General features: G+C 75.8%; 26 protein-coding genes. 11 read left to right on the top strand and 15 right to left on the bottom strand.

Translation table 11 applies throughout. The annotated features are described in order from the left end of the window. Positions 1-56 precede the first annotated feature (56 nt). Positions 57-743: a spermidine synthase family protein gene (locus IE170_RS28925; protein ID WP_189812430.1), complete on the bottom strand. Its 687-nt coding sequence runs from the start codon at positions 741-743 to the stop codon at positions 57-59. A gap of 456 nt (positions 744-1,199) precedes the next feature. Here IE170_RS28925 and IE170_RS28920 point away from each other — a divergent pair, with 456 nt between their 5' ends. The 4 genes from IE170_RS28920 to IE170_RS33280 all read left to right on the top strand — a co-directional run bounded on the left by IE170_RS28920 (position 1,200) and on the right by IE170_RS33280 (position 6,462). Next, complete coding sequence (locus IE170_RS28920; protein ID WP_229885261.1) at positions 1,200-2,639, top strand: N,N-dimethylformamidase beta subunit family domain-containing protein; 1,440 nt, start codon at positions 1,200-1,202, stop codon at positions 2,637-2,639. A gap of 65 nt (positions 2,640-2,704) precedes the next feature. Then, complete coding sequence (locus IE170_RS28915) at positions 2,705-4,066, top strand: LCP family protein (protein ID WP_223855761.1); 1,362 nt, start codon at positions 2,705-2,707, stop codon at positions 4,064-4,066. 44 nt (positions 4,067-4,110) lie between these two features. Further along, a complete protein-coding gene (locus IE170_RS28910; RefSeq protein ID WP_189812429.1) occupies positions 4,111-4,581 on the top strand; it encodes a hypothetical protein in 471 nt (156 codons plus the stop codon). Positions 4,582-4,683: 102 nt separating this feature from the next. Continuing rightward, a complete protein-coding gene (locus tag IE170_RS33280) occupies positions 4,684-6,462 on the top strand; it encodes a serine/threonine-protein kinase (protein WP_189812428.1) in 1,779 nt (592 codons plus the stop codon). A 15-nt stretch (positions 6,463-6,477) separates the two neighbouring features. Here the strand turns inward: IE170_RS33280 and IE170_RS28900 are convergent, their stop codons facing one another. Both IE170_RS28900 and IE170_RS28895 read right to left on the bottom strand, forming a co-directional pair. After that, positions 6,478-7,275 (bottom strand): hypothetical protein, encoded by a 798-nt coding sequence (locus IE170_RS28900; protein ID WP_229885259.1) that lies wholly within the window; start codon positions 7,273-7,275, stop codon positions 6,478-6,480. Between the two features lie 124 nt (positions 7,276-7,399). After that, positions 7,400-8,830, bottom strand: a complete 1,431-nt coding sequence (locus IE170_RS28895; RefSeq protein ID WP_189812426.1) for a hypothetical protein — start codon at positions 8,828-8,830, stop codon at positions 7,400-7,402. 75 nt (positions 8,831-8,905) lie between these two features. Between IE170_RS28895 and IE170_RS28890 the strand changes: the two genes are divergently transcribed. Further along, positions 8,906-9,493, top strand: coding sequence for a GNAT family N-acetyltransferase (locus IE170_RS28890; RefSeq protein WP_189812425.1), 588 nt, complete (start codon positions 8,906-8,908; stop codon positions 9,491-9,493). Between the two features lie 46 nt (positions 9,494-9,539). Then, complete coding sequence (locus IE170_RS28885; protein WP_189812424.1) at positions 9,540-9,989, top strand: hypothetical protein; 450 nt, start codon at positions 9,540-9,542, stop codon at positions 9,987-9,989. 158 nt (positions 9,990-10,147) lie between these two features. Here the strand turns inward: IE170_RS28885 and IE170_RS28880 are convergent, their stop codons facing one another. From IE170_RS28880 to IE170_RS28870, 3 genes are all read right to left on the bottom strand, one after another. Further along, positions 10,148-10,405, bottom strand: a complete 258-nt coding sequence (locus IE170_RS28880) for a hypothetical protein (RefSeq protein WP_189812423.1) — start codon at positions 10,403-10,405, stop codon at positions 10,148-10,150. Beyond that, entirely contained in the window at positions 10,392-10,661 is a 270-nt protein-coding gene (locus IE170_RS28875; protein ID WP_189812422.1) for a DUF6400 family protein, read from the bottom strand. Before IE170_RS28875 ends, IE170_RS28880 begins: the two co-directional genes overlap by 14 nt. A 165-nt stretch (positions 10,662-10,826) precedes the next feature. Beyond that, complete coding sequence (locus IE170_RS28870; protein WP_189812421.1) at positions 10,827-11,354, bottom strand: hypothetical protein; 528 nt, start codon at positions 11,352-11,354, stop codon at positions 10,827-10,829. Between the two features lie 439 nt (positions 11,355-11,793). Here IE170_RS28870 and IE170_RS28865 point away from each other — a divergent pair, with 439 nt between their 5' ends. The 3 genes from IE170_RS28865 (at position 11,794) to IE170_RS28855 (ending at position 15,316) form a co-directional block, all read left to right on the top strand. Continuing rightward, positions 11,794-13,110 carry an FAD-dependent monooxygenase gene (locus IE170_RS28865; protein ID WP_189812420.1) on the top strand — a complete coding sequence of 439 codons (1,317 nt, stop codon included), beginning with the start codon at positions 11,794-11,796 and terminating at the stop codon, positions 13,108-13,110. Further along, positions 13,107-14,168, top strand: a complete 1,062-nt coding sequence (locus tag IE170_RS28860) for a hypothetical protein (protein WP_189812419.1) — start codon at positions 13,107-13,109, stop codon at positions 14,166-14,168. Before IE170_RS28865 ends, IE170_RS28860 begins: the two co-directional genes overlap by 4 nt. A 110-nt stretch (positions 14,169-14,278) precedes the next feature. Next, a complete protein-coding gene (locus IE170_RS28855; protein WP_223855808.1) occupies positions 14,279-15,316 on the top strand; it encodes a quinone oxidoreductase family protein in 1,038 nt (345 codons plus the stop codon). Positions 15,317-15,488: 172 nt separating this feature from the next. Here the strand turns inward: IE170_RS28855 and IE170_RS28850 are convergent, their stop codons facing one another. From IE170_RS28850 to IE170_RS28835, 4 genes are all read right to left on the bottom strand, one after another. Further along, positions 15,489-16,745: a cytochrome P450 gene (locus IE170_RS28850; RefSeq protein ID WP_189812417.1), complete on the bottom strand. Its 1,257-nt coding sequence runs from the start codon at positions 16,743-16,745 to the stop codon at positions 15,489-15,491. 27 nt (positions 16,746-16,772) lie between these two features. After that, the gene (locus tag IE170_RS28845; RefSeq protein WP_189812416.1) at positions 16,773-18,164 is read right to left on the bottom strand and encodes an NAD(P)/FAD-dependent oxidoreductase; all 1,392 of its coding nucleotides are present in this window, start codon (positions 18,162-18,164) and stop codon (positions 16,773-16,775) included. Then, positions 18,157-18,366 carry a ferredoxin gene (locus tag IE170_RS28840; RefSeq protein ID WP_189812415.1) on the bottom strand — a complete coding sequence of 70 codons (210 nt, stop codon included), beginning with the start codon at positions 18,364-18,366 and terminating at the stop codon, positions 18,157-18,159. Before IE170_RS28840 ends, IE170_RS28845 begins: the two co-directional genes overlap by 8 nt. 92 nt (positions 18,367-18,458) lie before the next feature. Continuing rightward, positions 18,459-19,103: a hypothetical protein gene (locus IE170_RS28835; RefSeq protein WP_189812414.1), complete on the bottom strand. Its 645-nt coding sequence runs from the start codon at positions 19,101-19,103 to the stop codon at positions 18,459-18,461. A 217-nt stretch (positions 19,104-19,320) separates the two neighbouring features. Here IE170_RS28835 and IE170_RS28830 point away from each other — a divergent pair, with 217 nt between their 5' ends. Then, the gene (locus tag IE170_RS28830; protein WP_189812413.1) at positions 19,321-20,232 is read left to right on the top strand and encodes an aminoglycoside phosphotransferase family protein; all 912 of its coding nucleotides are present in this window, start codon (positions 19,321-19,323) and stop codon (positions 20,230-20,232) included. 30 nt (positions 20,233-20,262) lie between these two features. On the opposite strand, the gene IE170_RS28825 is transcribed toward IE170_RS28830, so the two are convergent. Together IE170_RS28825 and IE170_RS28820 are read right to left on the bottom strand one after the other, a co-directional pair. Further along, a complete protein-coding gene (locus IE170_RS28825) occupies positions 20,263-21,540 on the bottom strand; it encodes an Nramp family divalent metal transporter (protein WP_189812412.1) in 1,278 nt (425 codons plus the stop codon). Between the two features lie 81 nt (positions 21,541-21,621). Further along, a complete protein-coding gene (locus IE170_RS28820; RefSeq protein ID WP_189812411.1) occupies positions 21,622-22,896 on the bottom strand; it encodes an MFS transporter in 1,275 nt (424 codons plus the stop codon). Positions 22,897-22,992: 96 nt separating this feature from the next. Here IE170_RS28820 and IE170_RS28815 point away from each other — a divergent pair, with 96 nt between their 5' ends. Beyond that, a complete protein-coding gene (locus IE170_RS28815) occupies positions 22,993-24,033 on the top strand; it encodes an ArsR/SmtB family transcription factor (protein ID WP_189812410.1) in 1,041 nt (346 codons plus the stop codon). Between the two features lie 28 nt (positions 24,034-24,061). Here IE170_RS28815 and IE170_RS28810 read toward each other — a convergent pair whose 3' ends face one another. The 3 genes from IE170_RS28810 to IE170_RS28800 all read right to left on the bottom strand — a co-directional run bounded on the left by IE170_RS28810 (position 24,062) and on the right by IE170_RS28800 (position 25,889). Next, a complete protein-coding gene (locus IE170_RS28810; RefSeq protein ID WP_189812409.1) occupies positions 24,062-24,490 on the bottom strand; it encodes a VOC family protein in 429 nt (142 codons plus the stop codon). Between the two features lie 71 nt (positions 24,491-24,561). Continuing rightward, entirely contained in the window at positions 24,562-25,170 is a 609-nt protein-coding gene (locus IE170_RS28805) for a CAP domain-containing protein (protein ID WP_189812408.1), read from the bottom strand. A gap of 191 nt (positions 25,171-25,361) precedes the next feature. After that, positions 25,362-25,889: an SMI1/KNR4 family protein gene (locus tag IE170_RS28800; protein ID WP_189812407.1), complete on the bottom strand. Its 528-nt coding sequence runs from the start codon at positions 25,887-25,889 to the stop codon at positions 25,362-25,364. Positions 25,890-25,910 lie beyond the last annotated feature (21 nt).

Genomic DNA, 25,910 nt, shown 5'->3' with positions numbered 1-25,910 from the left:
GGAGCAGGGGGCCCACCCGGGCCGCGGAGCCCCGTCCGCATCGACGGGGCTCCGGGTCACGGCCTCCGCGCCAGGTGGACCACGTCCGGTACGCCGCGCGCCACCGGGACCTCCTGCGTCCGCACGCCCTCGAACCCCGCCCCGCGCAGGGCGGCTTCGAACGCGGCGGACGGCTGCGCCGACCACACCGCCAGCACCCCGCCGGGCCGCAGCCGGTTCCGGCACGCCGCCAGGCCCGCGGGCGAGTACAGGCCTCGGTTGTCCTCGTCGACCGTCCAGTCCGGGCCGTTGTCGATGTCGAGGCACAGGGCGTCGTACCGGTCGGCCGAGCCGGCCAGGTAGGCGACCAGGTCGGTCCGCAGGACCTCGGTGCGCGGGTCGGCCAGGGCCGCGGCCGACACCTCGGCGAGCGGCCCGCTGCGGTGCCAGTCGACGACCGCCGCCTCGCGTTCCACGACGGCGATGCGGCCCCAGTGCGGCTGCGCGGCGGCGTGGGCCAGCGAGAACCCGACGCCGAGGCCCCCGATCAGCAGGTGGGGGCGCGCGCCGGGCGGCGGGTCGAGCGCAAGGTGCGCGGCATCGACGAGCAGCCGCTCGGAGCGCCCGTCCGAGGTGTCCATGAGGAAGCAGCCGTTCGCGATGATCTCGTACGTGGTGCCGCGCCGGCGCAGCACCACCTCCCCGTAGGGGCCCTCGCGCCGGTCCAGCGTCTCGGGGATGTCCGGTGTCACAGGTACGGTCATACGAGTCCCAACGACGCACTCCGGAACCGCGTTCCCGCCCCCGGCGGCCCACGCGCGCGGCGCGCCGCGAACGGCCGCGTGCGCCGCCCCCGCCGGTCGCTCCGCTAGACAGGAGTCCGCACGGACGACGACCCACGCCCGGAGTGTGCTGCGATGAACCGACGGAGCGAACGCGGCGACACCGACGGGCGGGAGCGGGCCCCCCGACCCGATCCCGATCCGAGCACCCGGCCCGCCCCAGGCCTGGAGCGGGCGTTCGAACCCGAGCCGGAACCCCGGCCCGAACCGGACCCCGACTCAGGCGCCGGGCGCGAGCCGGGTCCCGCGAGGCCGGGGCGGCGGCGGGTGCTGGGGGTCGCCGGGCTGTCGCTCGCCGCCGTCGCCGGGCCGTGGCCCGGGGCGGCCGCCGCGGGCGCGGGACGCCGGGCAGGCGGTCGCGGGGTATCCGCGGCTGCCGTGGGCGGCTTCGACGTCGCGGCCGAGAACCGGCGCGCCGGCGACCCCGGATGGCGCGTCACCCGGCCGGGCGCCGCGCACGCCGTCGAGGGCTTCGCGGAACGGACGAGCGTGCTGCCCGGCGAGCCGATCGGCCTCCGCGTCTCCACCACCTCCGCCGCCTACACCGTCAGCGCCTACCGGATGGGCTGGTACGGCGGCGCCCGCGCCCGGCTCGTGTGGCGTTCGGGGCCGCTGCCCGGCCGCCGCCAGAGCCCCGCGCGCCTCGAACCGGCCACCCGCACGGCGACCACCGACTGGGAGCGCTCGGCGGTGCTGCAGACCGCCGGCTGGCCGGAGGGCTGCTACCTCCTGCGGCTCGACACCGTCGACGGGCGCGCCCAGCGGTTCGTCCCCGTCACCCTGCGCAGCGCCGCCGCCGTCGGCCGTACGGTCCTCGTCAACTCCGTCGCCACCTGGCAGGCGTACAACCGGTGGGGCGGGGCGGACCTGTACCAGGGTGCGACCGGTCGGAAGGACTCGCGCTCGCTCGCCGTCTCCTTCGACCGCCCCTACGCGAACCGGCACGGCGCCGGCCAGTTCCTCTTCTTCGAGGCGCCCCTCCTCGCGCTGGCCGAGCGCCTCGGCCTGCCGTTGGCCTACGCCACCGGTGCGGACGTCGCCCACCGCCCGGGCCTGCTGTACGGGGCGACCGCCCTGCTCTCCCCCGGGCACGACGAGTACTGGAGCCCGGAGCAGCGGCTCCACGTGACGCGCGCCCGGGACGCCGGCATGAACCTGGCGGTGTTCGGCGCGAACTGCTGCTACCGGCGCATCCGCTACGAGCCTTCGCCGGTCGGGCCGCGGCGGACCGTCGTCTGCTACAAGGAGGACTACGCGCAGGACCCCGGCCACCGCCGCGGCCTGCCGCCCACCAGCGACTTCCGGCGTGCGCCGGCGCCCGACCCCGAGAGCAGCCTCCTCGGAGTGCTCTACGAGGGGTATCCGGTGGACGCCCCGTACGTGGTGTCCGATCCGGACCACTGGCTGATGGAAGGGACCGGGGTGCGGCGCGGGGAGTCGTTCCCGCACCTGGTGGGCGTCGAGTTCGACCGCGTCGACACCGCCCGGCCCACCCCGCGGCCGATCGAGATCGTCGCCCACTCGCCGGTGGTGTGCAAGGGGCGCCGCACGCACGCCGACTCGGCGTACGCGACCCTGCCCGGCGGCGCCGGCGTCTTCGCGACCGGCACCATGAGGTGGGTCGAGGCGCTCGACGCGACCGGCCCGGGCGGCACGGCCAACCACGGCCTGGACGGACGGGCCGGGGCCTTCACCCGCACCGTCACGGCGAACGTGCTGGAGGTCTTCTCCCGCGGCCCGGCCGGACGCCTGCGGCCCGCCGCCGACAACGTGGCCGCCCACTACCCGGGCGGCGCGCGCCCCGCTCCCGGCGCGTAGCCCCGCCCCTGCACCCGCCGACCACTACTGTCTGCGATGTCCGAAACAGACCGTTATGGGGGTGTATGTTGCGTCGATTTACGATTGCCCTGACCCTGCTGGCGACGCTCGCCACGGGCTCCTCCCTCACCGCCGAGGCGCGCCCCGCCGCCGGCGGCCCGGCCGGCGCCCCCGGCCGCGGTACGAACATCCTCGTCGTCGGCATCGACAGCCGCACCGGCATCTCGGCCGCCGACAAGCGCCGGCTGAACGTAGGGGGCAAGGGCTGCAACTGCACCGACGTGATGCTGCTCGTCCACCTCTCCGCCGACGAGCGCCGCGCCAGCGTCGTCTCCATCCCGCGCGACTCCTACGTCGCCTACGCGCAGGACACCGAACCGGCCCGGCTCGGCAAGATCAACGGCGCCTACGCGCTCGGCGGCGCCGACATGACCGTCCGCACCGTGGAGAAGGCCACCGGACTGCACGTCGACCACTACCTGGAGACCGGCTTCCTCGGCTTCGAGCAGGCCGTCGACGGCATCGGCGGCGGCGTCGTCTGCACCGACAAGCCCCTGAAGGACGAGAACTCCGGACTCGACATCCCCGCCGGCCTCCACCTCACCGACGGGCGCGGCACCCTCCAGTACGTCCGAGCCCGCCACATCAACCGCCCCGGCGACCTCGGCCGGGTCCGCCGCCAGCAGCGCACCGTCTCCGACCTGCTGAGCCGGCTCACCGCCGAGGGCACCCTCACCGACCCGATCGGCGCCGCGCGCACCGTCCGCACCCTCCTCAAGTCCGTCCGCACGGACGCGGACACAGGCTTCGACGACCTCGTCCACTTCGCCTGGGCGCTGGGCCGCCTGAAGCCCGGACAGACCGAGTTCGCGACCGTCCCCATCAGGGAGTTCGACCACCGCGTGCCCGGTGTCGGATCCACCCTGCTCTGGCACGAGGCCCGCTCCCGGGCGCTGTGGGCGGCGCTGGCCGCGGACCGGCCGATCACCGGCGACACCCGCATCCAGCCGGCCTACGCGGCCCCCGCCCGCACCAACCCGGCCGGGATCCGGGTGCGCGTCGACGACGCCGCGGTCGCGGCGGCCCTGCGCGCCGACACGTTCGCCGTCACCGACACCTCCGCGGCGGCGCCCGCCGTCCGGCCGGCAGGGCCGCCGGTCATCCGGTACGCGCCAGGCCGGGAGGACGACGCGGCCACGGTCGCCGCCGCCCTGCCCGGGGCCCGCCTCCAGGCCGTCCCCGGACACGGAACCGCCCTCGACGTGGCCGTCGGGAAGGACCCCGTCACCGTCCGGCACGTCACCTACGACCGGAACGTCGCCGAGGGCGCCCCGGTCACCGGCGACACGCTCGGCTGTGCGGGCACCGTGGGCCTGCCCGCCAAACCGGCGAAGCCCGCCGCGCCCGCGATGCCCGCCGCCGGCTGAAAACGGCTTGGCGGCGGCCGGCGCCGCGTCTACCGTCGGCCCCGATGGAGATGTCCTTCCGGAAGCTGCCGGACAACCAGCACGAGATCCTCGTCCGCGACCGCAAGGGCCCGGACGTCAGGCTGCCCGCCCAGCCCGTCGGACCGGCCATGCCGCACGACCTGGTCCACGCCGTCGTCGAGACCGCCCTCGGCATCGACGACGGCTTCTGGGGCGCGATGGCACGCGGAGCCACCTTCCAGGGCTTCGAGCTGCTCGCCCCGGGCCGGCACCGCCGCTCCGGGATGAAGGTCCTGCGCCGCGGCGGCGACGCCGTGCTGGCCGCCGAGCTGTCCGTGAACTGGGCGTACCGGGTGTGGCGCGGCCTGCCCGCCGAGGGCCGCGGCGTCGGCCGCGCCCCGATCGGCCCAGACGCCCTGGCCCGCACGGGCCCGCGCCTGGACGCGGCGGCCGCCCGCTGGTCGGCGGTCCCCGAAGGCGGCGCCCTCCTGTGGCACTGGGGCGCCGACAGCTGACGGACGGGGCCGGAGGAGAGAGCCACCCCGGCCCCCCAAGTACCCTGTCCCGCACTGCACTTGTACGGACCACCGGACAGCCGGCATCGCGGGGGAGCACACATGTGGGGACGGGGCACGGTCCTCGGGGACCGGTACACGCTGACCGAGCGGATCGGCGGCGGCGGAATGGGCGAGGTCTGGCGCGCCGACGACCGCGTGCTCCGGCGGCAGGTCGCCGTGAAGGTCCTGCTCCCGGCCCTGCTCGACGCGCCCGGCTTCGCCGCCCGCTTCCGGCGCGAGGCCACCGTCCTCGCCTCGCTCAGCCACCCCGGCATCGTCGACGTCCACGACTACGGGGAGAGCCCCCTGGAGACGGGCGAGCGGGTCGCGTACATCGTCATGGGGCTCATCGAGGGCAGGACCCTCGGCGAGCTCCGCTCTCGGTCCGGCCCGCTCCCGCCCGAGCAGGCGCTCGACATCGCCGCCCAGGCCCTGGACGCGCTGCACGCCGCCCACGTGGGCGGGGTGACCCACCGCGACATCAAGCCGTCGAACCTGATGGTGTCCGAGGACGGGCGGGTGACCGTCACCGACTTCGGCATCGCCCGCTCCAGCGCGGCCACCACCAGCATCACCGACTCCCACGCCGTCCTCGGCACCGCCCTGTACATGGCGCCCGAGCAAGCCGAGGGCCACGGCGCCGTCGCCGCCTCCGACCTCTACTCCATGGGCGTCGTCTGCTTCGAACTGCTCACCGGTGAGCCGCCGTTCACCGGCGACTCGGTGATCGAGATCGCGCTCAAGCACGTCCGCGAGCCCGCGCCCGACCTTCCCGGTGAGTTCCCCGGGCCCGTACGCGCCTTCGTCGCGCGGGCGCTGGCGAAGAAGCCCGAGGAGCGGTACGCCGACGCCTCCGTGATGGCCGCGGCGGCCCGCCGGGCGGCAGCCGGCCGGCCCCTCGGGGAGCTCGACGCGCCGGCCGGCCCTGTCGTCGCCGCAGCCGCGCCCGCGGGCGGTGAGCAGAAGAAGTGGTGGCAAAAGCTCCGGGTTCCGGCGGGCGTCGTCGTACCGGTGGCCGTGTCGGTCACGGTGACCGCCACGGTGGCCGTCACGGTCCTGCAGGTCGCGCCGTGGGCGCGGGACTCCGAGGCGCGGGGCGCGGGCGCGCAGCCCGCAGCATCGGCCTCCGCCCCGACCCCGGGCGGCACGGCCTCCGGCACGGCCGCCCCCGGCGGTACGCAGTCCCCTCCGCCCGCATCGGCGGTCCCGCCGCCGGCCCAGGACCAGGCGGCCGGCCAAGGCGGCGGCGGCACCGGCACGCCCCCCGGCGGGCCGGGTGGCGCAGGGGCGGCCCAACCGCCCGCACCCGCCCCCGCCCAGAACGCCGCAGGCGGCTCCCCGAGCGGAGGCACCCCGGCGGGCGGCGGCACACCCTCGGGCGGCTCCCCGTCCGGCGGGGCCGGCGGCGGCTCGGGCCCGACCCCGCCCCAGGGCTGCGGCGGAGGCGTCTGGGGCGCCATCACCAGCGTCGGCGACGGCCTCAAGGTCGGCCTGGCCTCAAACAGCCAGGCATCGGGAACGCAGGTCGTCATGGGCGGCACCACGGCCTTCGGCTGGGTGTACGAGCGCGGCAGCTACGAGAGCTTCCGTGTGTGCTCCTCCAGCGGCCAGCCCCTCGCCCGCGCCCTCACCCACTTCGGTGAAACGGTGCGTGTGGAACTGGGCGGCGCGGGCGGCGGACTCTGGTGGAACCTGGAGCGCGTCCCGTCCTCGAACGCCTACACCATCAAGGACATCGCCTTCCAGGGCGGCTGCCTGACGTCGAACGGCGCGGGCCGGCAACTCACGGTCACCCCCTGCACCGCGAACAACAGGTCCCAGCAGTGGCGCATCCCCTGAGCCCGCCCGCAACGGTCAGGTCGCGGCGGGTGTGTGGGGCACTGCCGCGACCCGGGCCACGGCCCGGAGCCTGGCGAAGTAGGAGGCGCAGTACGCCTCGTTGACCAGGGGGACGATCCTGTCGAGGGCGGCGATGCAGCGCCAGAGGACGGCGATGCCCTCGTCGTCGAGGCCGCCCGACAGCTCGCTCTGCACGAGGCCGGCCACGTCGGCGTCCAGGAGGACCAGGTCCACACCGTCGACGTCCACGCCGCGGAAGCCGCCGGGGAACGGCGCGCGCAGGTGCTCCTCCCACAGTCGGGTGAGGTCTGCCGCGCCCCCTTCTGCGGCCTCCGCCGCCTCCGGCGGGCACGCCGGGTGCAGGAGCAGGGAGACGGCCTCGAAGACGGCACGCACCAGGGCGACCGCCCGGAGCGGGGGGAGGGCCGCACTCGACGCGACGCCCTGCGCGAGTCCGTCGCGCAGGAGCCGGCTGCGGTCGAGTTCGGCGGCGAGTCCGGCCGTGACGAGCCCCGCGTCCGCGGCCCGCGCGATGAGGACGCGGAGCGGTTCCTCCACGCCGAGCCGCTCGGCGAGCACGTGCTCCAGGGCGAACAGCGCATGCGTGACGGCCACGGTGGCGAACTCGTACCGGTGGAAGGAGTGCCGAACGAGCTCGCGGGAGGTCTCCAGCGCGCTCATGACGTACATCGACGTGCCGCAGGGCAGCACCAGCTCGGCAACCAGGTCGTCCATGTCCGCATGGTCGAGGACGAGGCCGCGGCTGCGCGGGTCCTGTACCGGCAGCAGGCGCGGCGTGGGAAGGGCGTTCACCGGGGCAGTCTCGCCGTCGGAAGGCTGTCGGTGCCACCGCATTTGCCGGGCCGAAGCCCGCCCCGGACCCGCAGCTGCTCGCCGAGGCCCGGCCGTGGCAACCGGCGGGCCGGCGCGGGGTGCCTCACACCGGGGCCGTGAGGGTCGTGTGGAGGCGGCGGGCTTCGCGGGTGGAGGGGGCCGAGCCCGGGCGGGTCGCGAGGGTGTCGACGCCGGGGACGGTGCCGCGCGCGCCGCAGGCCGCGGCGCAGTCCGCGGCCAGGGCGAGCAGTGGCACGTGCGGCCGTACGGGCCCGCCCGCGCCCGGCGGCGCCAGCAGCTCGGGGAGGGCCGCGGCCACCACCGGCCACACGGCGGCCGCGCCGCCCGGGGCCCCCGCGGCCTCCCGGAGCGATGCCGTGACCACCGGGAGCTTCAGCGTGCCCAGGAGTACCAGCCGGGCCACGTGGGCGCCCAGCAGCGCCCCGTCGAGGCGGCCGCGCGCCGCCAGTCCGGCCAGCGCCTCCACTGCCGCGGCGCGGGCGGGGTCGGGCCGGGCCCCGAGCCCGTACGCCACGGCCAGGTGCACGGCCGGCCCGGCCGGGCCCGCGCTGCGGGCCAGCGCCGGCAGGAAGTCCGGGCTGCCGTCGCCGGAGCCGTTCTGGTCGGCGGTCGCCGCGACCTGCGCCAGCAGCCTCGACGCGACGATCTCCGGATGCCAGGGCAGCGCGGCGGCGGCGTGCCGCTCGCGGGACCGCAGCAGCAGGTGGTTGCAGCCGATCATCGGCTCGAAGCGGCGAAACAGCGACCAGAACGGGCGCGGGAAGTCCCCCCGGCCGGGAAGCTCCCCGGTGCCGACGAGGATCCGCCGCCCCACGCGGGCCCGCCGCCGACGGCTCGGCGGCTCCGGCTCACCGGGCTCCCGCTCCACGGTGAGCTCGGGCTGCGGCAGCCCGCCCGCGCGCAGCCACGCGGCGACCCGCTGCCCCTCCGGCAGCTCCAACTCCTCGGCGGCCGCCACCACGTCCGGGTCGGCGGGCCCGCCGCCGCACCGCAGCAGCGCCTGCCCGAGGTCGGCGGGCCCGGGCCGGGCGCCCGCCTGCTCGTACTCCGTCAGCCGCATCACCAGCTCGCGCGGATCCAGCGTGCCGTCCGCGCTGTCGGACGTGGCCAGCAGCATCGGCACCGCCACCCCGCGGCGCAGCAGGGAGCAGACCTCCCCGGCCCGGGCCGCGAGCAGCACGTCGACCGCCTCGTGCTGACAGGTCTCCAGGAAGCGCGACGGCTCCGCGGGGCCCGGCTCGACCGGTCCCGCCGCGCTGCGGACCACCGCGAGGAGCCGCCTCGCTGCAGCCGCCTGCGGCTGGTACGGGCCGGGCCACTGCTCCACGACCGGCTGCAGGGCCGCGGCGAGCGCGGCCCGGTCCCGTCCGGCCAGGCGGACGACCGCGTCGAGCAGCGCCTCGTACTCGGGCACGCTGCCGCCGTCCCCGCCGATCAGCTCCCCGGCCGCCCGCGCCACGGCCTCCGCCGCTGCCAAGCGGTACCCGCCCGCCACGCCACCCCGGACGTCCACCCCGCACCCTCCTGGTTCCCTGCCCCTGCACAACGGTGCGGCGACGCTAACAGGCCGGGCTGACATCATGATCGGATGCATCCGATACCGCCCGTGCTCCCCGCCGGCGCCATGGGAGCGGGCGACCAGCCGGAGCTCCCCCTCCGCTCCGGTTTCCTGCTGCGCCCCTGGTGCGGGACCGACGCCGACGCGGAAGCCCTGGCCGACTCCTGCCGCGACCCCGGCATCCGGTACTGGAACCGGCCCGAGGACCTGACGCCGGCCGCGGCCCGCGAGAAGATCGCGCAGTGGGGCCGGCGATGGCGCGCCGAGGAAGCGGCGGTCTGGGCGATCGCCCCGCCCTCCGGCGAACGCCCGGTGGGCCTGGTCTCACTGGCTGACGTCGACCTGGCCGGCGGCAGCGCCGAGTTCGTGTACTGGCTGCTGCCCGCGGGCCGCGGGCACGGGGTCATGGCCGCCGCCGTCGCCCGCGTCAGCCGGTGGGCCCTGGACGAACTGGGCCTGCACCGGCTGAGGATCACGCACTCCGTCGGCAACGAGGCCTCCTGCCGGGTCGCCCTCCAGGCGGGCTTCCCCCTGGAAGGCACCCTGCGCAGCGCCCTGCTCCACGCCGACGGCTGGCACGACGAGCACCTGCACGCCCGCATCCACGGAGATCCGTGATGCGGCGGCGAGCCGGACTGTCGCAGCCGGGCACTAGCCTGCGGCCATGTCCGACACGTATGAACTCGTCCTCGCCGTGGACCTCCGCGACGACCTGACCGAGGCGGAGCTCACCGGGCTGCGCCGGCACCTGGGCCTCGGCCCGCGGCCGGAGCCCGTACCCGCAGAGCCGTACGAGGCCCTGGGCGCGGAGGACGACCCCTGGCCCCTGCTGGGCGGTTCGGGCCCGGCCCGCTCGTCGGGCGGCGCCCTGGTGTCCGTCCTGGTCCGCCGCGAGGGCCCCGGCCCCGGCGGCTGGGCGCTGACCAGCCGGCAGGAGCTCCACCCCGACGAGTTCGAGGACGTCGGCATCCTCCTCGCCTGGCTCGCGGCCAGGGCCGCCGACCGCCACCACCGCGCCGACGGCGCGGTCGCCCTCGGCTGGACCCGCTTCCACGAATCGGACCGCCCCGAACCCCTGCTCGTCCGCAACGGCACCGCCGTCTGGCCGACCTGACCGTCGGGTCCCCTACGGGCGGGAGGTCGGGCGGCGCGGCGGGGACGGCTCGCAGCCGGGCCGCGACGGCCACCGCCGTGAGAACGCCGGCCGTGCCCTCCTGTGCGCGCTGCCGCCGGGCGCGCCTGCGGGTGCGCCGCCGCGGTGCGGGGGTCGGGTCAGAGGTTCCGGAGGGTGTCGGTGAGGCGGTCCCAGCGGGAGCGGGTCGCGCCGAAGCCCGTCTCGTGGACCCACACGTGCGTGCACCCCGGACACTGGAGGTGGAGCACGCTGCCCGTGTTGGTCAGCAGGTAGCGCCAGTGGTCCGGGCAGGTGCGCCGCTCCGCGCACGGCCCGCACGCGCTGGCGTCGTCGCAGCCCGGGCAGGGCACCCAGGCGCGGCGGCCCGGGTCGGCCTGCGGATCAAGAGGCAGCACGGCCGCCGCCCGGGCGGTGGGGGAGCACCCCGGCGGCCACGAGGTCGTCGTAGATCCGCTGCTGGCCGGCGTCGAGGCCCGAGTACAGCAGGTCGTACGCCTGCTCCTCGCCGCGAAGCACCTCGACCGGATCCCAGTCGGGCCCGAGGGCGGCGAGGACCTGGGCGCGCCGCTGGATCTCCTGCGCGGTCAGGTCGACGTCGAAGCCGACGAGGGCGCCGGGGCCGGGCTCGGGAATCTGGTCGTGGGGGGCCATGCCCAGGAACTTAGGTATGCCTTTCCTGGTACGTCAAGGGAGGGTGGGGGGAGTCACAGCCCGGGCTTCGTCGGCACGCAAGGGCTCCCCGCCCCTGGCCGTGCGGCGGGCGCACGGACGGGCGGGGAGCCCAGCGGCAGGGAAGGGGCGGGTGCGGGCGGGCGGTCAGCGTTCCGCGGCGGCCACGGGGACGACCGGGCGGGACAGGCGGGTGAGGGCCGTTTCCGCGCGGTTCGCCTTCAGGGCCTCGTACGCGAGGCGGAGCGCCTCGGCGCGGACGGGCCGCCGGGCCGCGCAGGCCGACAGGTCGCCGGCGCACTGCAGCTCCCACCGGGGGAACCGGCGCCGCGCCGTGGCGACGGGGGCACTGGGCGCGAAGTACAGCATGGTGGTGTTCTCGTGCGGGTTGTGCGCCGAGCCCTCGTACACCATGAGGCCGGCGGTCTCCAGCCGGTCCGCGAGCCTGCTGAGGACCGGCGCCTCGGCGCGGGCCATGAACAGCCCGACGTGGTTCTCGAAGCCGTGGACGCGCTCCTCGGAGCTGACGTCGTCCTTGTAGCCGGGGCTGCACCGGGGGAAGAGGAAGACCTCCACCTCGGGCGCCGGACCGGGCGTGACGCGCAGCCGCGTCACCCGTATGTCGGTGTCCTCCGGAAGCCAGTGACGCTCCACCAGACGGCGCTTGACCAGCACGCTAGGTATGGTGGCCGAGGCAGCCCACCCGTTCTCGGCGAAGTACGCGAGAGCGGAATCCACTGTTTCGGGGAACAGTAGGGTCGCACAATGCGAAACGACACAACCGCTCTTGATTTCCCGTTTGAGTTCGCCGGGCATCCAGGGTGGCAGGAGGGCGTCCAGCGATTTGTGGGAGGCGTGGAGGGCGTAGTCAACAGCATGCCGGAGTCGCTGGACGTCGCACGGTTCGAACGTAACGTCATGCATGTCGCAGCCTTTCTGTTGCCGACACCTCGATTAAAGCCATGTCACCCGTCAGGAGGCACACGGCCGTACTCTGAACGGGTGAGGGCGAGTTGTTGACCTGCACACCTTCACTTCGCCCGAACGCGGCGGTTGTGCCTTTCGGACTTCCGCCGCAGTTTGTAGGCAGGGGTCTTCCTCGGGAGGTAAGGGAATGTCTCTGGTCGGCACGCGGAATCCTCCGCGCATCCTCATAGCCGGCGCCGGAATCGGCGGATTGACGACCGCGCTGAGTCTTCATGCGGCGGGACTGAACGACGTGCGGATCGTGGAGGCGTGCCCGAATCTCCGGGCCGTCGGGGCGGGAATCAACCTGCAGCCCGCCGCCGTCCGCGAACTCACCGAACTCGGCCTCGGACAGGCCCTCGACGCCTGCGCCGTGGCCACCGGCCGCCTGGAGTTCCACCACCGCTACGGCGGCCTGATCTGGTCCGAGCCCCGCGGCCGCGACGCCGGCTACCACTGGCCGCAGTACTCGGTGCACCGCGCGGCCCTCCAGGAGCTGCTCCTCGCCGCCGTGCGCGAACGCCTCGGCCCGCAGGCCCTGTCCACGGGCCGCCGGCTCCTCCGCTACGAACACGCGGGCGAAACCGCCGGCAGCCGCAAGGCCGCCCCGGCCGGAGTCCTCGCCTTCCTGGACGGGGAGTCCGAGCCGATCGCCTGCGACCTGCTCATCGGCGCCGACGGCATCAACTCCGCGGTGCGGGCCACGATGTACCCCGACGAGGGCCCGCCCCTGCGCAACGGCATCTCCATGTGGCGCGGGGTCACCGAGGCGCCGCCCTTCCTCGACGCCCGCACCATGGTCATCATCGGCTGCAACGCGCGTGTGAAGGCCGTCGTCTACCCCGTCACCAGGCCCGGCCCCGACGGCCGCTGCCTGCTCAACTGGGTCGTCGAGGCCCGTACGGCCGACGACCCGTCCGCCGACGACCCGCGCGGCGGAGCCGACTGGGACCGCGCCGTCCCGGCCGACGAGGTCCTCGCCCACCTCGGCGGCTGGCGCAGCGACTTCCTCGACCTGCACGCCGTCGTCTCCGCCGCCCCCCTCATCGGGCGCTACCCGATGATCGACCGCGACCCCCTGCCCACCTGGCGCGACGGCCGCGCCGTCCTCCTCGGGGACGCCGCCCACCCCGTCTACCCGACCGGCTCCAACGGCGCCTCGCAGGCCATCGTCGACGCCCGCGTCCTCGCATGGGCGCTCGCCCGCCACGACGTGGAGCAGGCCCTCGCCCGGTACGAGGCCACCCGGCTCCCGCAGACCACCCGCGTCCTCGGCGCGCACCGCCGCCTCGAACCCGACCCGGTGCTCCGCCAGGTCGAGGCCCTCGCCCCCGACGGCTTCCGCGACATCCGGCACGTGCTGCCCGACGACCGCCTCGACGACATCCGCTCCTGCACACGCCAGGTCACCGGCACCGACGCCACCGCGCTCAACGAACGGTCCTCCTGGAGCGTGACCGCATGACCGCCCGCCGACCGCACGGCCCCCGCCCCCGCAGCCGCCGCCCCTCCGACCGCCGTGGGAGCGGCCCGAGCCCCGCCGGGGCGGCCGCCGCCGGCCTGGCCGGCGCCGCCGTCCTCCTCGCGGTCATGCTGCCCGCGCTCGCCCGACCCGCCGACGCGACGACCGAAGCCCGCCCCGCGACCGCGGCGGCCGACCCCGCCGCCTGCACCGGGGAAGGAGCGGCCGCCACCGACGGCGGGCGCACGTGCACCCGGTACGGGCCCGCCGCCCGCCTCGGCCGCGGCACCGTCCGCACGTACACCGAATACGCCGGCGGCGTCCCCAAGGCGCTCGGCGTGTCCCTCGGCGCGGCGGCGCTCACCGCCCTCCCCTCCGCCCCCACCGACGGCCGCCACTGCCACGACGCCGACGGCGACGGCAGCACCGACACCCGCCGCGAGTGCGTCGGCGGCCACAGCATCGAACTGGCCCTGCCCGCGGCGCCGCCCGATGCGCCCGGACTGCCCTACCAGTGGGCCCTGTTCAACTGGAACCCGCACGGCCACAGCCCGCACGGCCGCTACGACGTCCCCCACTTCGACGTCCACTTCTACCTCGTCCCCCGCGAGGTCCGCGCCGCCATCCGCACCGGCCGCTGCGCCCTGCTCATCGACTGCGGCCAGCTCGCCGAAGCGGCCGAACCGGTCCCCGCCGCCCACCTGCCGGCCGGGTATCCGGCGAGCAGTCCGCAGACCGCCGAGGGTGCCATGGGCGCCCACCTCGACAGCCGCCCGCCGACCTCGGGCACGCTCAGCGGCCAGACGTTCATCTACGGCGCGTACGGCGGCGACATCGTCTTCATGGAGCCCATGCTGACCAAGGACTTCCTGCTGCGGCACCGCACCTCGGCCGGGCGCCGCACCTGCGAGTCCGTGCCCCAGCCGGCTGCCTGGCGGATCCCGGGCTGGTACCCCACCCGGTACTGCACGGCCTACCGTCCCGCCGAACGCGACTACACCGTCTCCCTGACGGACTTCGCCCCCTCGGCCGGCCTGCGCGGCCACGCCGCCGCCCCCTGACCCGCGCGGCCCCCGGCACACCCGCGTGGCGCAGCCGGGGCCCACGGCAGACAGCCGCCACAATCGGACTGTCGTTTATGCCGCCTTGTCACCCATTTGGGGGCTTGCCCATGCACGCTGCCGTCGTCCACGCCCTGGGAGAACCACCCCGGTACGCCACGGTGCCCGAACCGGCCCCCGCCGCCGGCGAGGTCGTCGTGGAGGTACTGGCCGCGGCGCTGTACCCGCTCGTGCGCTCCTTCGCCTCGGGCGGCCACTACACCGGCGCCGCGGCGCTTCCGCTCGTCCCCGGCTTCGACGCGGTCGCCCGCACCGCCGGGGGCGAACTCGTCTACGTCCCCGGGCTGGAGCCCCCGCACGGCACCATGGCCGAGCGCATCGCCGTGCCCGCCACCGCCCTCATGCAGCTGCCCGACGGGCTCGACCCGGTCGCCGTCGCCGCCGCCGTCAACCCGGCCTCGTCCGCGTGGATCGCGCTGCGCGAACGGGGCCGGCTCCGCACCGGCGAGTCCGTCCTCGTCCTCGGCGCCACCGGGAACGCCGGCCGGGCCGCCGTCCGCCTCGCACGCGACCAGGGGGCCGGCAGCGTCGTCGCGGCCGGACGCGACCCGGAGGCGCTGCGGCGCACCGAGGAGCTCGGAGCCGACCGCACCGTGCCCCTGACAGGGTCGGACGAGGACGTCGCCGGCGCGTTCGGCGCCGCGGCGGCCGAGGCCGACCTCGTCCTGGACTACCTGTGGGACCGGCCCGCCGAGCTCGCCCTCGACGGGATCCTCCGCCACCGCACCGACCTCGCACGGCCCCTGCGCTGGGTGCAGGTAGGCTCGGCCGCCGGCGCCGACATGACCCTCCCCTCCGCCTGGCTGCGCAAGGCCGACGTCCACGTCTGCGGCAGCGGCCTCGGCTCCATCTCAGGCGCCCGCCGCAACGCCTGCCTGCGCGAACTCCTCGACCGGCTGCCCTCCCTGGAACCCACCACCGAGCCCGTCGCCGTGCCGCTCGCCGACGTGGAGACCGCCTGGCAGGCCCCCCTGCGCCCGGGCACCCGCATCGTGTTCACCACCCCCGCGGCCGAGACGGACCGCGCCGCCGGCACCCGCCGCCGGGCCGCGTCCGCCGAGGGCGCAGGCGCACGCGAAACCGTCTGAGGACGCGGGCCCCGCAGGCCGTACGCGCTTTCCCGCCGAGGCAGTTGCCCGGCCGGCCGCGCAGCCCCGCGGCCCCGCGCCCCGACCCGCCGCGGCCGCGCCACAGGGCCGCCCGGCGCTCCGTTGCGCCGGACGGCCCGGTCCGGAGATCCCCCGTCCAGGCCGGCGGCCCTCAGGGCCTGACGTCGTCGCAGGCGATCATCAGGTGGCGCGGCCCGCGCAGCACCGCGTTCTGGCGGTAGGGCGGCGGGTCGTCCAGCAGCCGCGGATTGTGCAGCCGGCGCGCCAGCTCGCTCAGCGCGAGCTGCGCCTCCAGCCGCGCCAGCGGTGCGCCGAAGCAGCTGTGGATGCCGCTGCCCAGCCCCAGGTGCTGGACGTCCTTGCGGTCGGGGTCGAAGCGGTCCGGGTTCTCGAAGCGCTGCGGGTCCCGGTTCCCGGCCGCCAACACCAGCCACATCGGCGCCCCCTTGGGGATGGTCACCCCGCACACCTCGATGTCGGAGAGCGGCGTGCGCTGCGGCAGCAGCTGGACCGGCGGCTCGTACCGCAGCAGCTCCTCCACCAGCGGCACCGCCAGCCGCGGCTCCCGCCGCAGCCGTTCCAGCACGTCCGGATGGCGCAGCAGGGTCAGCATGCCGTTCGTGATCAGGTTGACGGTCGTCTCGTGGCCGGCGATCAGCAGCAGTGCCGCCGTGCTCAGCAGCTCCATCGTCGACATCGTCTCGCCCTGCCCGTGCCCGGCCGCCAGTTGGGACAGCATGTCGTCGCCGGGGTTCTTGCGCCGTTCCTCGATCAGGCCGGCCAGGTACATGCCCAGTTCCATCCGGGCGCTGCTCGTGACCTTCTCCCGCTGCTCCGCGTCGGCGTCCGGATCGGGGTCCAGGCTCGCGGCGAGCGTGTCGGCCCACACGTGGAAGCGGGCCTCGTCCTCCCGCGGCACACCGAGCAGCCGGCAGATCATCGTCACCGGGAACGGGTACGAGAACTGCTCCACCAGGTCGATGCCGTCCCCGCCCACGGAGCCGCCCCTCCCGTCCGCCAGCCCGTCGATCAGGCCCTTCACGATCGACCGCAGCTCCTCCCGCATCCCGTCGATGCGGCGCGGCGAATGGGGCGGCCCGAACGGCCGGTTCGTCATGCGGCGCAGCCGGTCGTGTTCGGGCGGGTCCAGCTTCAGGAAGCTCGGCGGCAGCTGCCCCTCGCCCTCCTCCTGCCCGGCCAGCGGGTCGCCGGCCGCCGCGCCGCGGTTGCGGGTGTCGGAGCTCAGCCGCGGGTCGTGCAGCAGGCCGTGGATCTCGTGGTAGGTGCTGACCACGTACGGCCCCTCCCCGTCGTGGAAGACGGGCGTCCTGCGCAGCTCCTCGTAGAGCGGGTAGGGGTTCGCGCGGTTGGCGTAGTCCAGGATCTGACTCAGGATCCCTTGCTTCATGACAGGTCCTCCGGGGCGTGCGGGCGGTCAGTTCCTGGCAGGGGTGAAGGTCATCCGGCGGTCGGCCGGCGAGTACCCGCTGAGGGTCACCGTCGGGCCGTGCGTGGGGACCGACGGGTCCGGGAAGTCCGCCGGCACGGGCCGGCCGCCCTCGGGGCGCCGGTCGACGTTCGAGAACTCCGGCGGGAAGGGCGCCGTCGCCTCGATCTGCCGCTGGTAGAAGTCCAGCCAGCGCGCGTTGTCGAAGGTGACCGCGCCGATGATCCGGCCCTGGTAGCCGTAGACGCCCGCGAAGCGGCGCTCGGCCGGCGACCCCTGCGTGATCATGATCTCGGTGCCCATGGTCGGGACGCCGACGGACTTGATGTTCACCCCGAACTGGGAGGACCAGAACGCCGGCACCCAGATGTGCGGGCGCCGGCCGGCGCTGTCGCTGAGCATGTTGTGCGCCGCGGTCTCGGCCTGCGAGACCGCGTTCCCCCAGTGCTCCAGCGACAGGAACTGGTAGCCGAACAGCGGGTGCGGGGAGCGGGCGACGTCGCCCGCCACGTAGATGTCGTCGGTCACGATGCCCGTGATGCCGAAGGCCCGGCAGCCCGCGTCGCAGGCGATGCCGCGCGGTCCCGCGCCGAGGCCGGAGCCGGCCAGCCACTCGGTGTTGCGCTGCGCGCCCAGGCACACGACCACCACGTCGCACTCGACGACCGCGCCGTCGGAGAGGTGCGCGGCGCGGACCCGGCCGCCCGCATCGCCCTCGAGGCGGGTGACCATCACCCCGGTGCGCAGGTCCACGCCGTGCTCCCGGTGCATCTCGGCGGCCACCGCCCCGACGACCCCGCCGAGAGCGCCGACCAGCGGGGCGTCCGCCCGCTCCGCGACGGTGACCTCCAGGCCGCGCTCCCGGCAGGCGGAGGCGATCTCCGAGCCGGTGAACCCGGCGCCGATGACCAGGACGCGGCGCGGCCCGGCCTCCAGCCGCCGCGCCAGGCCGGCGCCGTCCGCGCGGGTGCGGAGCACGAACACGCCGTCGAGTTCGCCCTCCGCCTCGTTCGGCCAGGGCCGGGCCCGCACGCCGGTGGCGATCAGCAGCCGGTCGTAGGGCACCTCGTCGCCGTCGGCGAGCTTCACCCTCCGTCCGGCCATGTCGAGGCCGCTCGCGGGCACGCCGAGGCGCCACTCCGCCTCGATGTCGCGGCGGCGCGGTAGCGCGGTGTCCTCGGCGCGGGCCATGCCCAGCAGCACCTGTTTCGACAGGGGCGGCCGGTCGTACGGTTCGTACGGCTCGTCGCCGATCATCGTCAGGGTGCCCTTGAAGCCCTTCTCCCGCAGGGTCTCCGCGGCCCGCAGACCCGCCAGCGAGGCACCCACGACGACGATCCGCCCGCGGCTCTTGAGGGACTCCAGCTCCGACTCAGGCATCGGAGGCCTCCGCGTCCTCGACGAGGATCGCCTGCACGGGGCACGCCGCGGCGGCCTGCGCGACCCGTTCGCGCTGGGCGGCCTCGGCCTGCGGGTCGTACAGCAGCCCTTCGTCGCCGTGCATGGCGAAGACGTCGGGGGCCAGGAAGGCGCACTGGGCGTACCCCTGGCATCGGTTCAGATCGACGACAAGCCTGAGCAAGGTGCGGTCCTTTCACTGGCCCCCGCGCTTCCCGGGCCAGCGTGCGGCCTGCGGCCCGGGAAGGCCCGCCGGGGGCGCCGAAGGAGTGAGGGCTACGCGGCCGCGCTCCGCCGGCCGCGGGCGGCGCGCAGGACGTACACGCTGACGGCCAGGGCCCACGCCGGGAAGACCAGCTCGGTCCACGGCACGGCGGAGCCGACGAACAGCAGGACCAGCCCCGCGGCGTACCCCGCCGCGGTCAGCCCCCGCGGCATGACACCCATGCGCCGTCCGATCGCCGACGTGGCGAAGACGAAGACGGCGGCCATCCGCATGGCGTAGGTGGTCATCAGGGTGTAGGCGAAGTGGCGTCCGAACGACTCGGGTTCACCGGCGGAGAGCACGGTTCCGGCCGCGGCGGTGGCGCCGAAGAGGCACGCGACGAACACGAGCCCGCTGCCGAGGAAGACCGTCGCGAAGAACCGGTCCTCCGCCGCGCCGGTGTGCTCGCGCAGCGCCCCCATGAACCACAGGAAGGCGATCCCGGCGAACGGGACGAGCTCGACGGCCGCCCGCAGTGCGTCCTCCCGGCCCGGCGCGACGGCCACCGCCTCCCCGCCGCCGCCCGACGGCAGGGCGGTCCGTACGAGGACGATGGCGGCGGCGAGCAGCACGGCGAAGGCCACTCCGGCGAGGCCCGCGGCCCGCGGGGTGCCCAGCCGCGTCTCCGGGGGCGGGTCCGGCAGGGTTTCTCTCATCCCACCAGCAAGCCGCCGCGGACGCCGCGCTGCCAGCGGGCCCGCGCACTCGGGTGAGGCCGCCGGGGCGGCTGTTTGACTGGAAAACGGTTTGACCCGGCCGCGGCCCGGGCGGTCCCATGGCCGACGGCCGTCGGCCGTCGGCCATGGGGCGGCAACCGCTCCCGGCGTCCGGCGCCCGCGCGCTGCCGCCCCATCCCCGAGGAGGATTCCGCCCGTGCACCCCGGCAGGCTGCACGCCGGCGAGCCCGACACCGGCTCCGCGCTGGTGCGCCGCCTGGTCGCCGCCCGGTTCCCCGCGTGGGCGGACCTCCCCGTGGAGCCCGTCGCCACCGCGGGCACCTCCAACGCCGTCCACCGGCTCGGGACCGGCATGTCGGTGCGCCTGCCGCGCACCGCCGGCGCCGCCCGGGACGTCGACAAGGAGCACACCTGGCTGCCCCGGCTCGCCCCGCTGCTGCCGGCGGCCGTCCCGCTGCCGCTGGGCCGCGGAGAGGCCGCCGAAGGCTATCCGTGGCCCTGGTCGGTGCACAGCTGGCTGGAGGGGGAGCGGCCGGCCGTCGGGCACCTCGCGCGGCCGGAGCTGCTCGCCGCCGACCTGGCGGCGTTCACGGCCGCCCTGCACCGGGTCGGGACCGCGGGCGGGCCGCCCGCCTACCGCAGCGAGCCCCTCGCCTCCCGGGACGCGCGCACCCGCGCCGCCCTCGCCCACCTCGCCGGCGAAGTCGACACGCGCGCGGCCACGACCGCCTGGGAGGCGGCGCTGCGCGCCCCCGACCACCGGGGACCGGCCGTCTGGATCCACGCCGACCTCCAGCCCGGGAACCTCCTCGTCACCGGGGACCGGCTCGCCGGGGTCATCGACTTCGGCTGCCTCGGGCTCGGCGACCCCGCCGTCGACCTGATCGCCGCCTGGTACGTCCTGCCCGCCGCGGCCCGCCCGGTCTTCCGTACGGCCCTCGGCGCCGACGGCGCGGCCTGGGCGCGGGGCCGCGGCTGGGCCCTGTCGGTGGCCCTCCTGGAGCTGGAGCACTACCGGGCGACGCACCCGGTCATGGCGGCGGCGGCACGCCGCGTGATCGGCGAGGTCCTCGCCGATCACGCGGGCGGTTGCGCGGCCGCCCGCTGAGCCGCCGCGTCCGCAGGCCGCCGGCCTGCGCTACCAGGGCAGGTCGCGCAACTGCTGTACGCACAGCAGCACGAACAGCAGGCCGGCGGCGCCCAGCATGCCGTTGCTGACCGCCCCGTTGCGCCATTCGGCGGGCGTGCGCTTCGAGTTGAGCAGCCACACCAGCGTCAGCGCCAGGAACGGCATGAACAGCGCACCGATCACCCCGTAGACGACGACCAGCCCGAACGGCTGGTCCAGGAACAGCAGGCTGATCGGCGGGAACGTCAGCCACAGCAGGTACGCCCGGAACGGCAGCGACTTCTCGGCGCTCCGCCCCTCCGCTACCAGCGACGGCCGCAGCTTCCCCACGAAGTCCGCGAACATCAGGCTCACGCCGTGCCACACGCCGATCAGCGAGGTGAACGAGGTGGCGAAGAACCCGATCAGGAACAGCTTGGCCGTGGTCTCCCCGTAGGTCTGCGCGAGGACGCTGCCCAGGTCGAGCAGCCCCCGGTCGCCCTTTGCGAGCGCGATGCCCGAGGAGTGCAGCAGCTCGGCGCCGACGAACAGCATCGCCACCACGAACACGCCGGTGGTCAGGTAGGCCACCCGGTTGTCGAGCCGCATCACCTTCATCCAGCCGGTGTCCCGCCACCCCTTGGCGTTGACCCAGTAGCCGTACGCGGCGAGCGTGATGGTGCCGCCGACGCCCCCGATCAGGCCGAGCGTGTAGACCAGCGACCCCTCCGGCAGGACGGGCACCAGACCGGCCGCCGCCGCCCCCAGGTGCGGGGTGACCCGGACCGCGAGGTAGACGGTCACCACGAACATGACGCCGACCAGGACGGTCATGACCTTCTCGAACGCGGCGTACCGGTTGAACCAGACGAACACCAGCCCCACCAGCCCGCACAGCACCGCCCACACCTTCAGGTCCAGCGCGCCCGGGAAGAGCGCCGCCAGCGGCAGCGCGCTCGACGACATCGCGGCCGCGCCGTAGACGAACCCCCAGACGACGACGTACCCGGCGAAGTACACGGTCGTCCAGGAGCCGAGGCTGCGCCAGCCGTCGAACAGGGTGCGGCCCGTGGCCAGGTGCCAGCGGCCGACGGCCTCCGCCAGGGAGATCTTCACCAGGCAGCCGACGACCGCCGCCCACAGCAGCGTGTAGCCGAACCTGCCGCCCGCGATGAGGGTCGCCACGAGGTCGCCGGCGCCGACGCCGGTCGCCGCGACGACGATCCCCGGGCCGATCGACCGCCAGCCCGCCCTGCGGGGAGGCACCCCGCCGCGCGCCCCCGTCCCGGTCGTGGTCGTGTCCGCCATCCGCGCCGCCTTCCCGTACGTCCTGCACCGGCTCCGACGGGCCACGAAAGGCGCTGCACGCCCCGCGCGCAAGAGGGCTTTTCAGCCAGTGCCGCCCGGCGCGCCCGCCCGGCCCGCGGCGCGCCCGCCGGCGCCCCGGCGGGCCGGCCGCACTCGCACGTGCCGCCGCCCGCCCGGGCCGGTGCGCCTGCCGCCGCGCGGCCACAGGTGCCGTAGCAGGCCGGCGGCCGCGAGCGCGGCGACCAGCACGCACACCGCCCCCCACCCGTACGCCGCGTACAGGCGCACCCCGAGCCACGACCCGGCCGTACCGCCCAGGTACGCGCACATCATGTACGCCGTGGTGAGCCGGCTGAGCGAGTCCTCCCGCAGGGCGTACACCCGCGCCTTGTTGGCGATCATCCCGCCCTGCATGGCGACGTCCAGCAGCAGCGTGCCCGCCGTCAGCGCGGCCAGCCCCGGCAGTCCGCCCGACCCGCCCGCCGCGAGCACCGCGGCCGACACGGCGACCCCGGCGAGGGCCGCCAGGTTCACCGGCCCCGCCCCGTGCCGGTCGACGAGCCGGCCCGCGTACGGCGTGCACAGCATCGTCACCGCGCCGACCAGCGCGAGCACGCCGACCGCCTGCGCCCCGTACCCGTACGCCGGGCCCGCGAGAAGCAGCGCCACGCTCGTCCACACGGCCGAGAACGCCCCGAACACGGCCGCCTGGTAGAAGCAGGAGCGGCGCAGCTCCGGCTCCGCGCGCAGCAGCCGCAGCGGCTCGGCGAGGAACTCCCGGTACGGCCTGCGGGCGTCGGCGGCCGCGGGGGCGGTGACCGGGACCGCGTACGCCATGACCGCGGCCAGGACCAGCGCGACGGCCGCGGCCACCAGGTAGGGGGCCCGCCAGCCGAGCCACTCGCCGAGGACGCCGCTGAACGCGCGGGCCAGCAGCATGCCGCCGGTGGAGCCGCTGAGCAGGGCGCCCAGGACCGCGCCGCGCCGGTCGGGCGCGACGAGCCCGGCGGCGAGCGGGCTGATGACCTGTGCGGCCACCGTGGTCAGGCCGATCAGGGCGCTCGCGGCGACCAGCGGCGGCAGCGCGGGCGCGCAACCGGCGGCGAGCAGGGCCACACCGGTGACGGCGAGCAGGACCACGAGAAGCGAGCGGTGCGGGAAGCGGTCCCCGAGCGGAACCAGCAGCACCATCCCCGCGGTGTAGCCGATCTGGGTGGCGGTCACCACGAGGGACGCGGCGTCGGGGGACACCCCCAGGCCGTCCGCGATCAGCGGGGCGATGGCCTGCGGGAAGTACAGGTTGCCGACGGCCACGGCGCCGGCCACGGCCAGGAGCAGCAGCAGCCTGCGGCTCATCCGGCCGCCCCCGGGCGGGGTCGGGAGGGGAAGGAGGTCATGGGAAGAGTCCACGGCACGGGACCGGACCTGCCAATTGATGTAGCGTGCCGCTTAATGATCAGCTTCGAGCTCGGGGTCGAGGACCTGGCCCACACCCGGTTCGCGCTCTCGCCGCTCGGCGAGACGGTGCTGAGCCTGCGCGTGCTTCGGGATCCGGGCGTCTCCGCCCTGCACCTGCCCTGGCGCCGCTCGGTCCTCGCCCGGATCGGCGGCCCCGACGGCGGCCTCGACACCGGGCTGCTGCTGTCCCTCGTCGGGGACCTCCTCACCCTCCCCGACTTCCTCACCCCGCGCCCCGCCGTGTACGAGCCGGACTTCGAGGACGAACTGGCCGTCGTCCGCGGCACCCCGCCCGACCGGGTGCGCCGCGACCTGCTCGCCGCGCACGCCCCGCACCCGCTGCCCGCACCCCTGCGCGCGGCGACCGCCCCCGGCGACGGGCCCGTGACCGCGCTGCGCGACACCGTGTGCCGACTCCTGCACCGCTACTGGGAGATCGCCATCCGCCCGGTCTGGCCGCAGATCCGCCTCGTCGCCGAAGCCGACATGACGTACCGGGCGCGGCAGCTCGCCCGCGGCGGCGCCCGGCTGCTCTTCGCCGACATGCACCCCCAACTGCGCTGGGAGGACGCAGGATCCCGGGGCGTCCTGCGCGTGCACCGCACCATCGGCGGGTACGAGGCCAGGGCAGGCGGCCGCGGCCTGCTGCTCGTGCCGTCCGTCTTCGCCCACAAGTGCGCGCCGCCGGTGGGCCCCGACGAGCCGCCCTCCCTGCTCTACCCGAGCCGAGGGGCGGCCACCCTGTGGGAGGCCGAACCCGAACCGGTCCTGCGCAACGGGGCGGACGCGGCCGGTAGGACTGCCGAGGACGCCCTCGTTCCGCTGCTCGGCGCACCCCGGGCCCGGCTGTTGCGCCTGCTCGCGGAGCCCGCCGCGACGGTCGAACTCGCCCGCCGCCTGCGGGTCACCCCCAGCGCGGTCTCCCAGCACCTGCGCGTCCTGCACGCCGCCGGCCTGGCCACCCGCGCCCGCCACGGCCGCCAGGTCCTGTACCGGCGCAGCCCGCTCGGCGACCGGCTCGCCGACGGCTGCTGACGCAGCGGCCCCGTTCAGCAGTCCGCGTTCAGGACGCGCCGAAGTCCGGGAGGGTGAGGGTGCCGTCGTCAGCGAGGGCGAAGCCCGGATTGTGGGCGATCTCCCACACGTGGCCGTCAGGGTCGGTGAACACGCCCGCGTAGCCGCCGTAGAACGTCGGCGCGGGCGGCCGCGTCACCGCCGCACCGGCGCGCCGGGCCGTCTCGACGAGCTCGTCCACCTCCTTCGGGGACCGGACGTTGTGCGCCAGGCTGATCCCGCCCCACCCGGGTGCGTCCCCGATGCCGGTGTCCTGCGCGAGCTTGTCGCGCCCCCACAGCACCAGCGCGAGGCCTCCCGCCTGGAAGAACACCGTCTCCTCGGCCTGCTGCCCGCGCCAGCCCAGCTGCTCGTAGAAGGCACGGGCCCGGCCGAGGTCGGCCACGCCGAGGGTGATCAGGCTGATCCGCTGCTCCATGGCGCGAAGCTACCACCACGGCGTCACGGCATTGGAGCCGTCCGCCGGTCGAACCGCGCCGCGTCGGAGGGTCAGCGCTGGCAGCGGCCGAAGGTGACGACGTACGTCCCGGCGTTCGGCGCGGAGGCCCCGGCGCGGTCGGCTGCGCCGGGCTGGACGCCCGGGCCGATGTTCCGCAGTGCCGCGTTGAGGATGACGGCGCGGTGCCCGGGGCTGTTCATCCACCAGGTGACGGCGGCCTGCGGGGTGCCGGAGCCGCCCCAGCCGGTGTAGGCGATCTCGGCGAACTCCCAGGAGCGCGGGTTCGGGCAGTAGCCGGCGGCCTGGATGCGGGTCTGCGGCGTCGAGCCGGTAGCCGGGTTGCGGTGCGGGTCCTTGCCGGGCCCCCACCACTTCAGCTGCACCGCGGCGGCCGCGTGCTGCTGCGCCGCGTTCGTCAGGGCCTGGTCGACGGTGAGGGCCGGCAGTCCGCGCCGTGTGCGCTGGGCGTTGACGAGGCACACGACGACGCTGCGCGCCTGCGCGGCATTGGCCGCGGTGGGGGCCCGGTTGGCGGCCGCCGCATCACAGGTGACGGCCGCGGCGGGCGGCGCCGCGACGAGGGGGGACAGGGCTGCGGCCAGGGCGGCGGCCGCGGCCGCCGCAGGGAGCTTGCGGGTGCGGGGAGCATGGCGGTTCACGGAGGATGCACCTCCAGCGGGCAGGACGAAGAACGGTGATGAGCGGGGGTGAGCGGGGGAGGGGGCGACCGGCCGCGCGGCTCCGCCTTCCAGGCTGCCACCGGCCCGCCGGGGCCGCCATTCGGCCCAGGCCCGTCCGCGGCCGGGCGTGCCTGCCGCCGCCGTGCCCGTCACCGCGCCGGACGCCTGCTTCAGCGGCAGAGCGCCGTCACGTCGTCCGCGTACGACGGGAACTCGGCGCGGGCCGCCGCGACGACCTCGCGCGCCGCGCGCCGAGGGGTCGTGGAGTACCGCTCGGCGAGCGCGGCCATTTCGGCGTCGGGGCGCCCGGCCGGATCGTCGTACTCGACGGCCTCCCGCGGGCCGATGCCGTCCGCCAGCATCCACAGGAAGTCCGACAGGTTGCCGGCGACGGGACCGCACTCGCCCTCCGAGCCCATGAACACCACGGGCTGGCGGTCCAGGGGCAGGCCGGGCCGCACGCACCACAGTGCGGCGAGCCCGCCCGTGCCGTCCTGCCCGAATACCCGGTAGGCGCCGCCGTCCACGCCCGGGTTGTCGGTCCAGCAGCGCAGCCAGTCCGTCGTCTCCCCGGCGGAGAGGAACTCCGCGTACGGCTCGAAATCGATGCCCCCGCCGTCGTCGTACGGAAACGCGGCGTCGGCCAGGTCGGCGAGCGCGGGCAGGAAGCCGCGGTCCGCGGCGGTCGTATCGGTCACCGGCGCAGGCTAACCGGCGGC

This window comes from Streptomyces toxytricini (assembly GCF_014649915.1).
In the GTDB taxonomy this organism is placed as follows: Bacteria; Actinomycetota; Actinomycetes; order Streptomycetales; family Streptomycetaceae; genus Streptomyces; species Streptomyces toxytricini.
This window is presented reverse-complemented; position numbering and strand designations above follow the sequence as displayed.

Coding starts and splice junctions, on each gene's coding strand:
- IE170_RS28925 (WP_189812430.1), bottom strand. CDS start 743: ATGACCGTACCTGTGACACCGGACATCCCCGAGACGCTGGACCGGCGC.
- IE170_RS28915 (WP_223855761.1), top strand. CDS start 2,705: ATGTTGCGTCGATTTACGATTGCCCTGACCCTGCTGGCGACGCTCGCC.
- IE170_RS28910 (WP_189812429.1), top strand. CDS start 4,111: ATGGAGATGTCCTTCCGGAAGCTGCCGGACAACCAGCACGAGATCCTC.
- IE170_RS33280 (WP_189812428.1), top strand. CDS start 4,684: ATGTGGGGACGGGGCACGGTCCTCGGGGACCGGTACACGCTGACCGAG.
- IE170_RS28890 (WP_189812425.1), top strand. CDS start 8,906: ATGCATCCGATACCGCCCGTGCTCCCCGCCGGCGCCATGGGAGCGGGC.
- IE170_RS28885 (WP_189812424.1), top strand. CDS start 9,540: ATGTCCGACACGTATGAACTCGTCCTCGCCGTGGACCTCCGCGACGAC.
- IE170_RS28875 (WP_189812422.1), bottom strand. CDS start 10,661: ATGGCCCCCCACGACCAGATTCCCGAGCCCGGCCCCGGCGCCCTCGTC.
- IE170_RS28865 (WP_189812420.1), top strand. CDS start 11,794: ATGTCTCTGGTCGGCACGCGGAATCCTCCGCGCATCCTCATAGCCGGC.
- IE170_RS28860 (WP_189812419.1), top strand. CDS start 13,107: ATGACCGCCCGCCGACCGCACGGCCCCCGCCCCCGCAGCCGCCGCCCC.
- IE170_RS28855 (WP_223855808.1), top strand. CDS start 14,279: ATGCACGCTGCCGTCGTCCACGCCCTGGGAGAACCACCCCGGTACGCC.
- IE170_RS28850 (WP_189812417.1), bottom strand. CDS start 16,745: ATGAAGCAAGGGATCCTGAGTCAGATCCTGGACTACGCCAACCGCGCG.
- IE170_RS28845 (WP_189812416.1), bottom strand. CDS start 18,164: ATGCCTGAGTCGGAGCTGGAGTCCCTCAAGAGCCGCGGGCGGATCGTC.
- IE170_RS28835 (WP_189812414.1), bottom strand. CDS start 19,103: ATGAGAGAAACCCTGCCGGACCCGCCCCCGGAGACGCGGCTGGGCACC.
- IE170_RS28825 (WP_189812412.1), bottom strand. CDS start 21,540: ATGGCGGACACGACCACGACCGGGACGGGGGCGCGCGGCGGGGTGCCT.
- IE170_RS28820 (WP_189812411.1), bottom strand. CDS start 22,896: ATGAGCCGCAGGCTGCTGCTGCTCCTGGCCGTGGCCGGCGCCGTGGCC.
- IE170_RS28815 (WP_189812410.1), top strand. CDS start 22,993: ATGATCAGCTTCGAGCTCGGGGTCGAGGACCTGGCCCACACCCGGTTC.
- IE170_RS28810 (WP_189812409.1), bottom strand. CDS start 24,490: ATGGAGCAGCGGATCAGCCTGATCACCCTCGGCGTGGCCGACCTCGGC.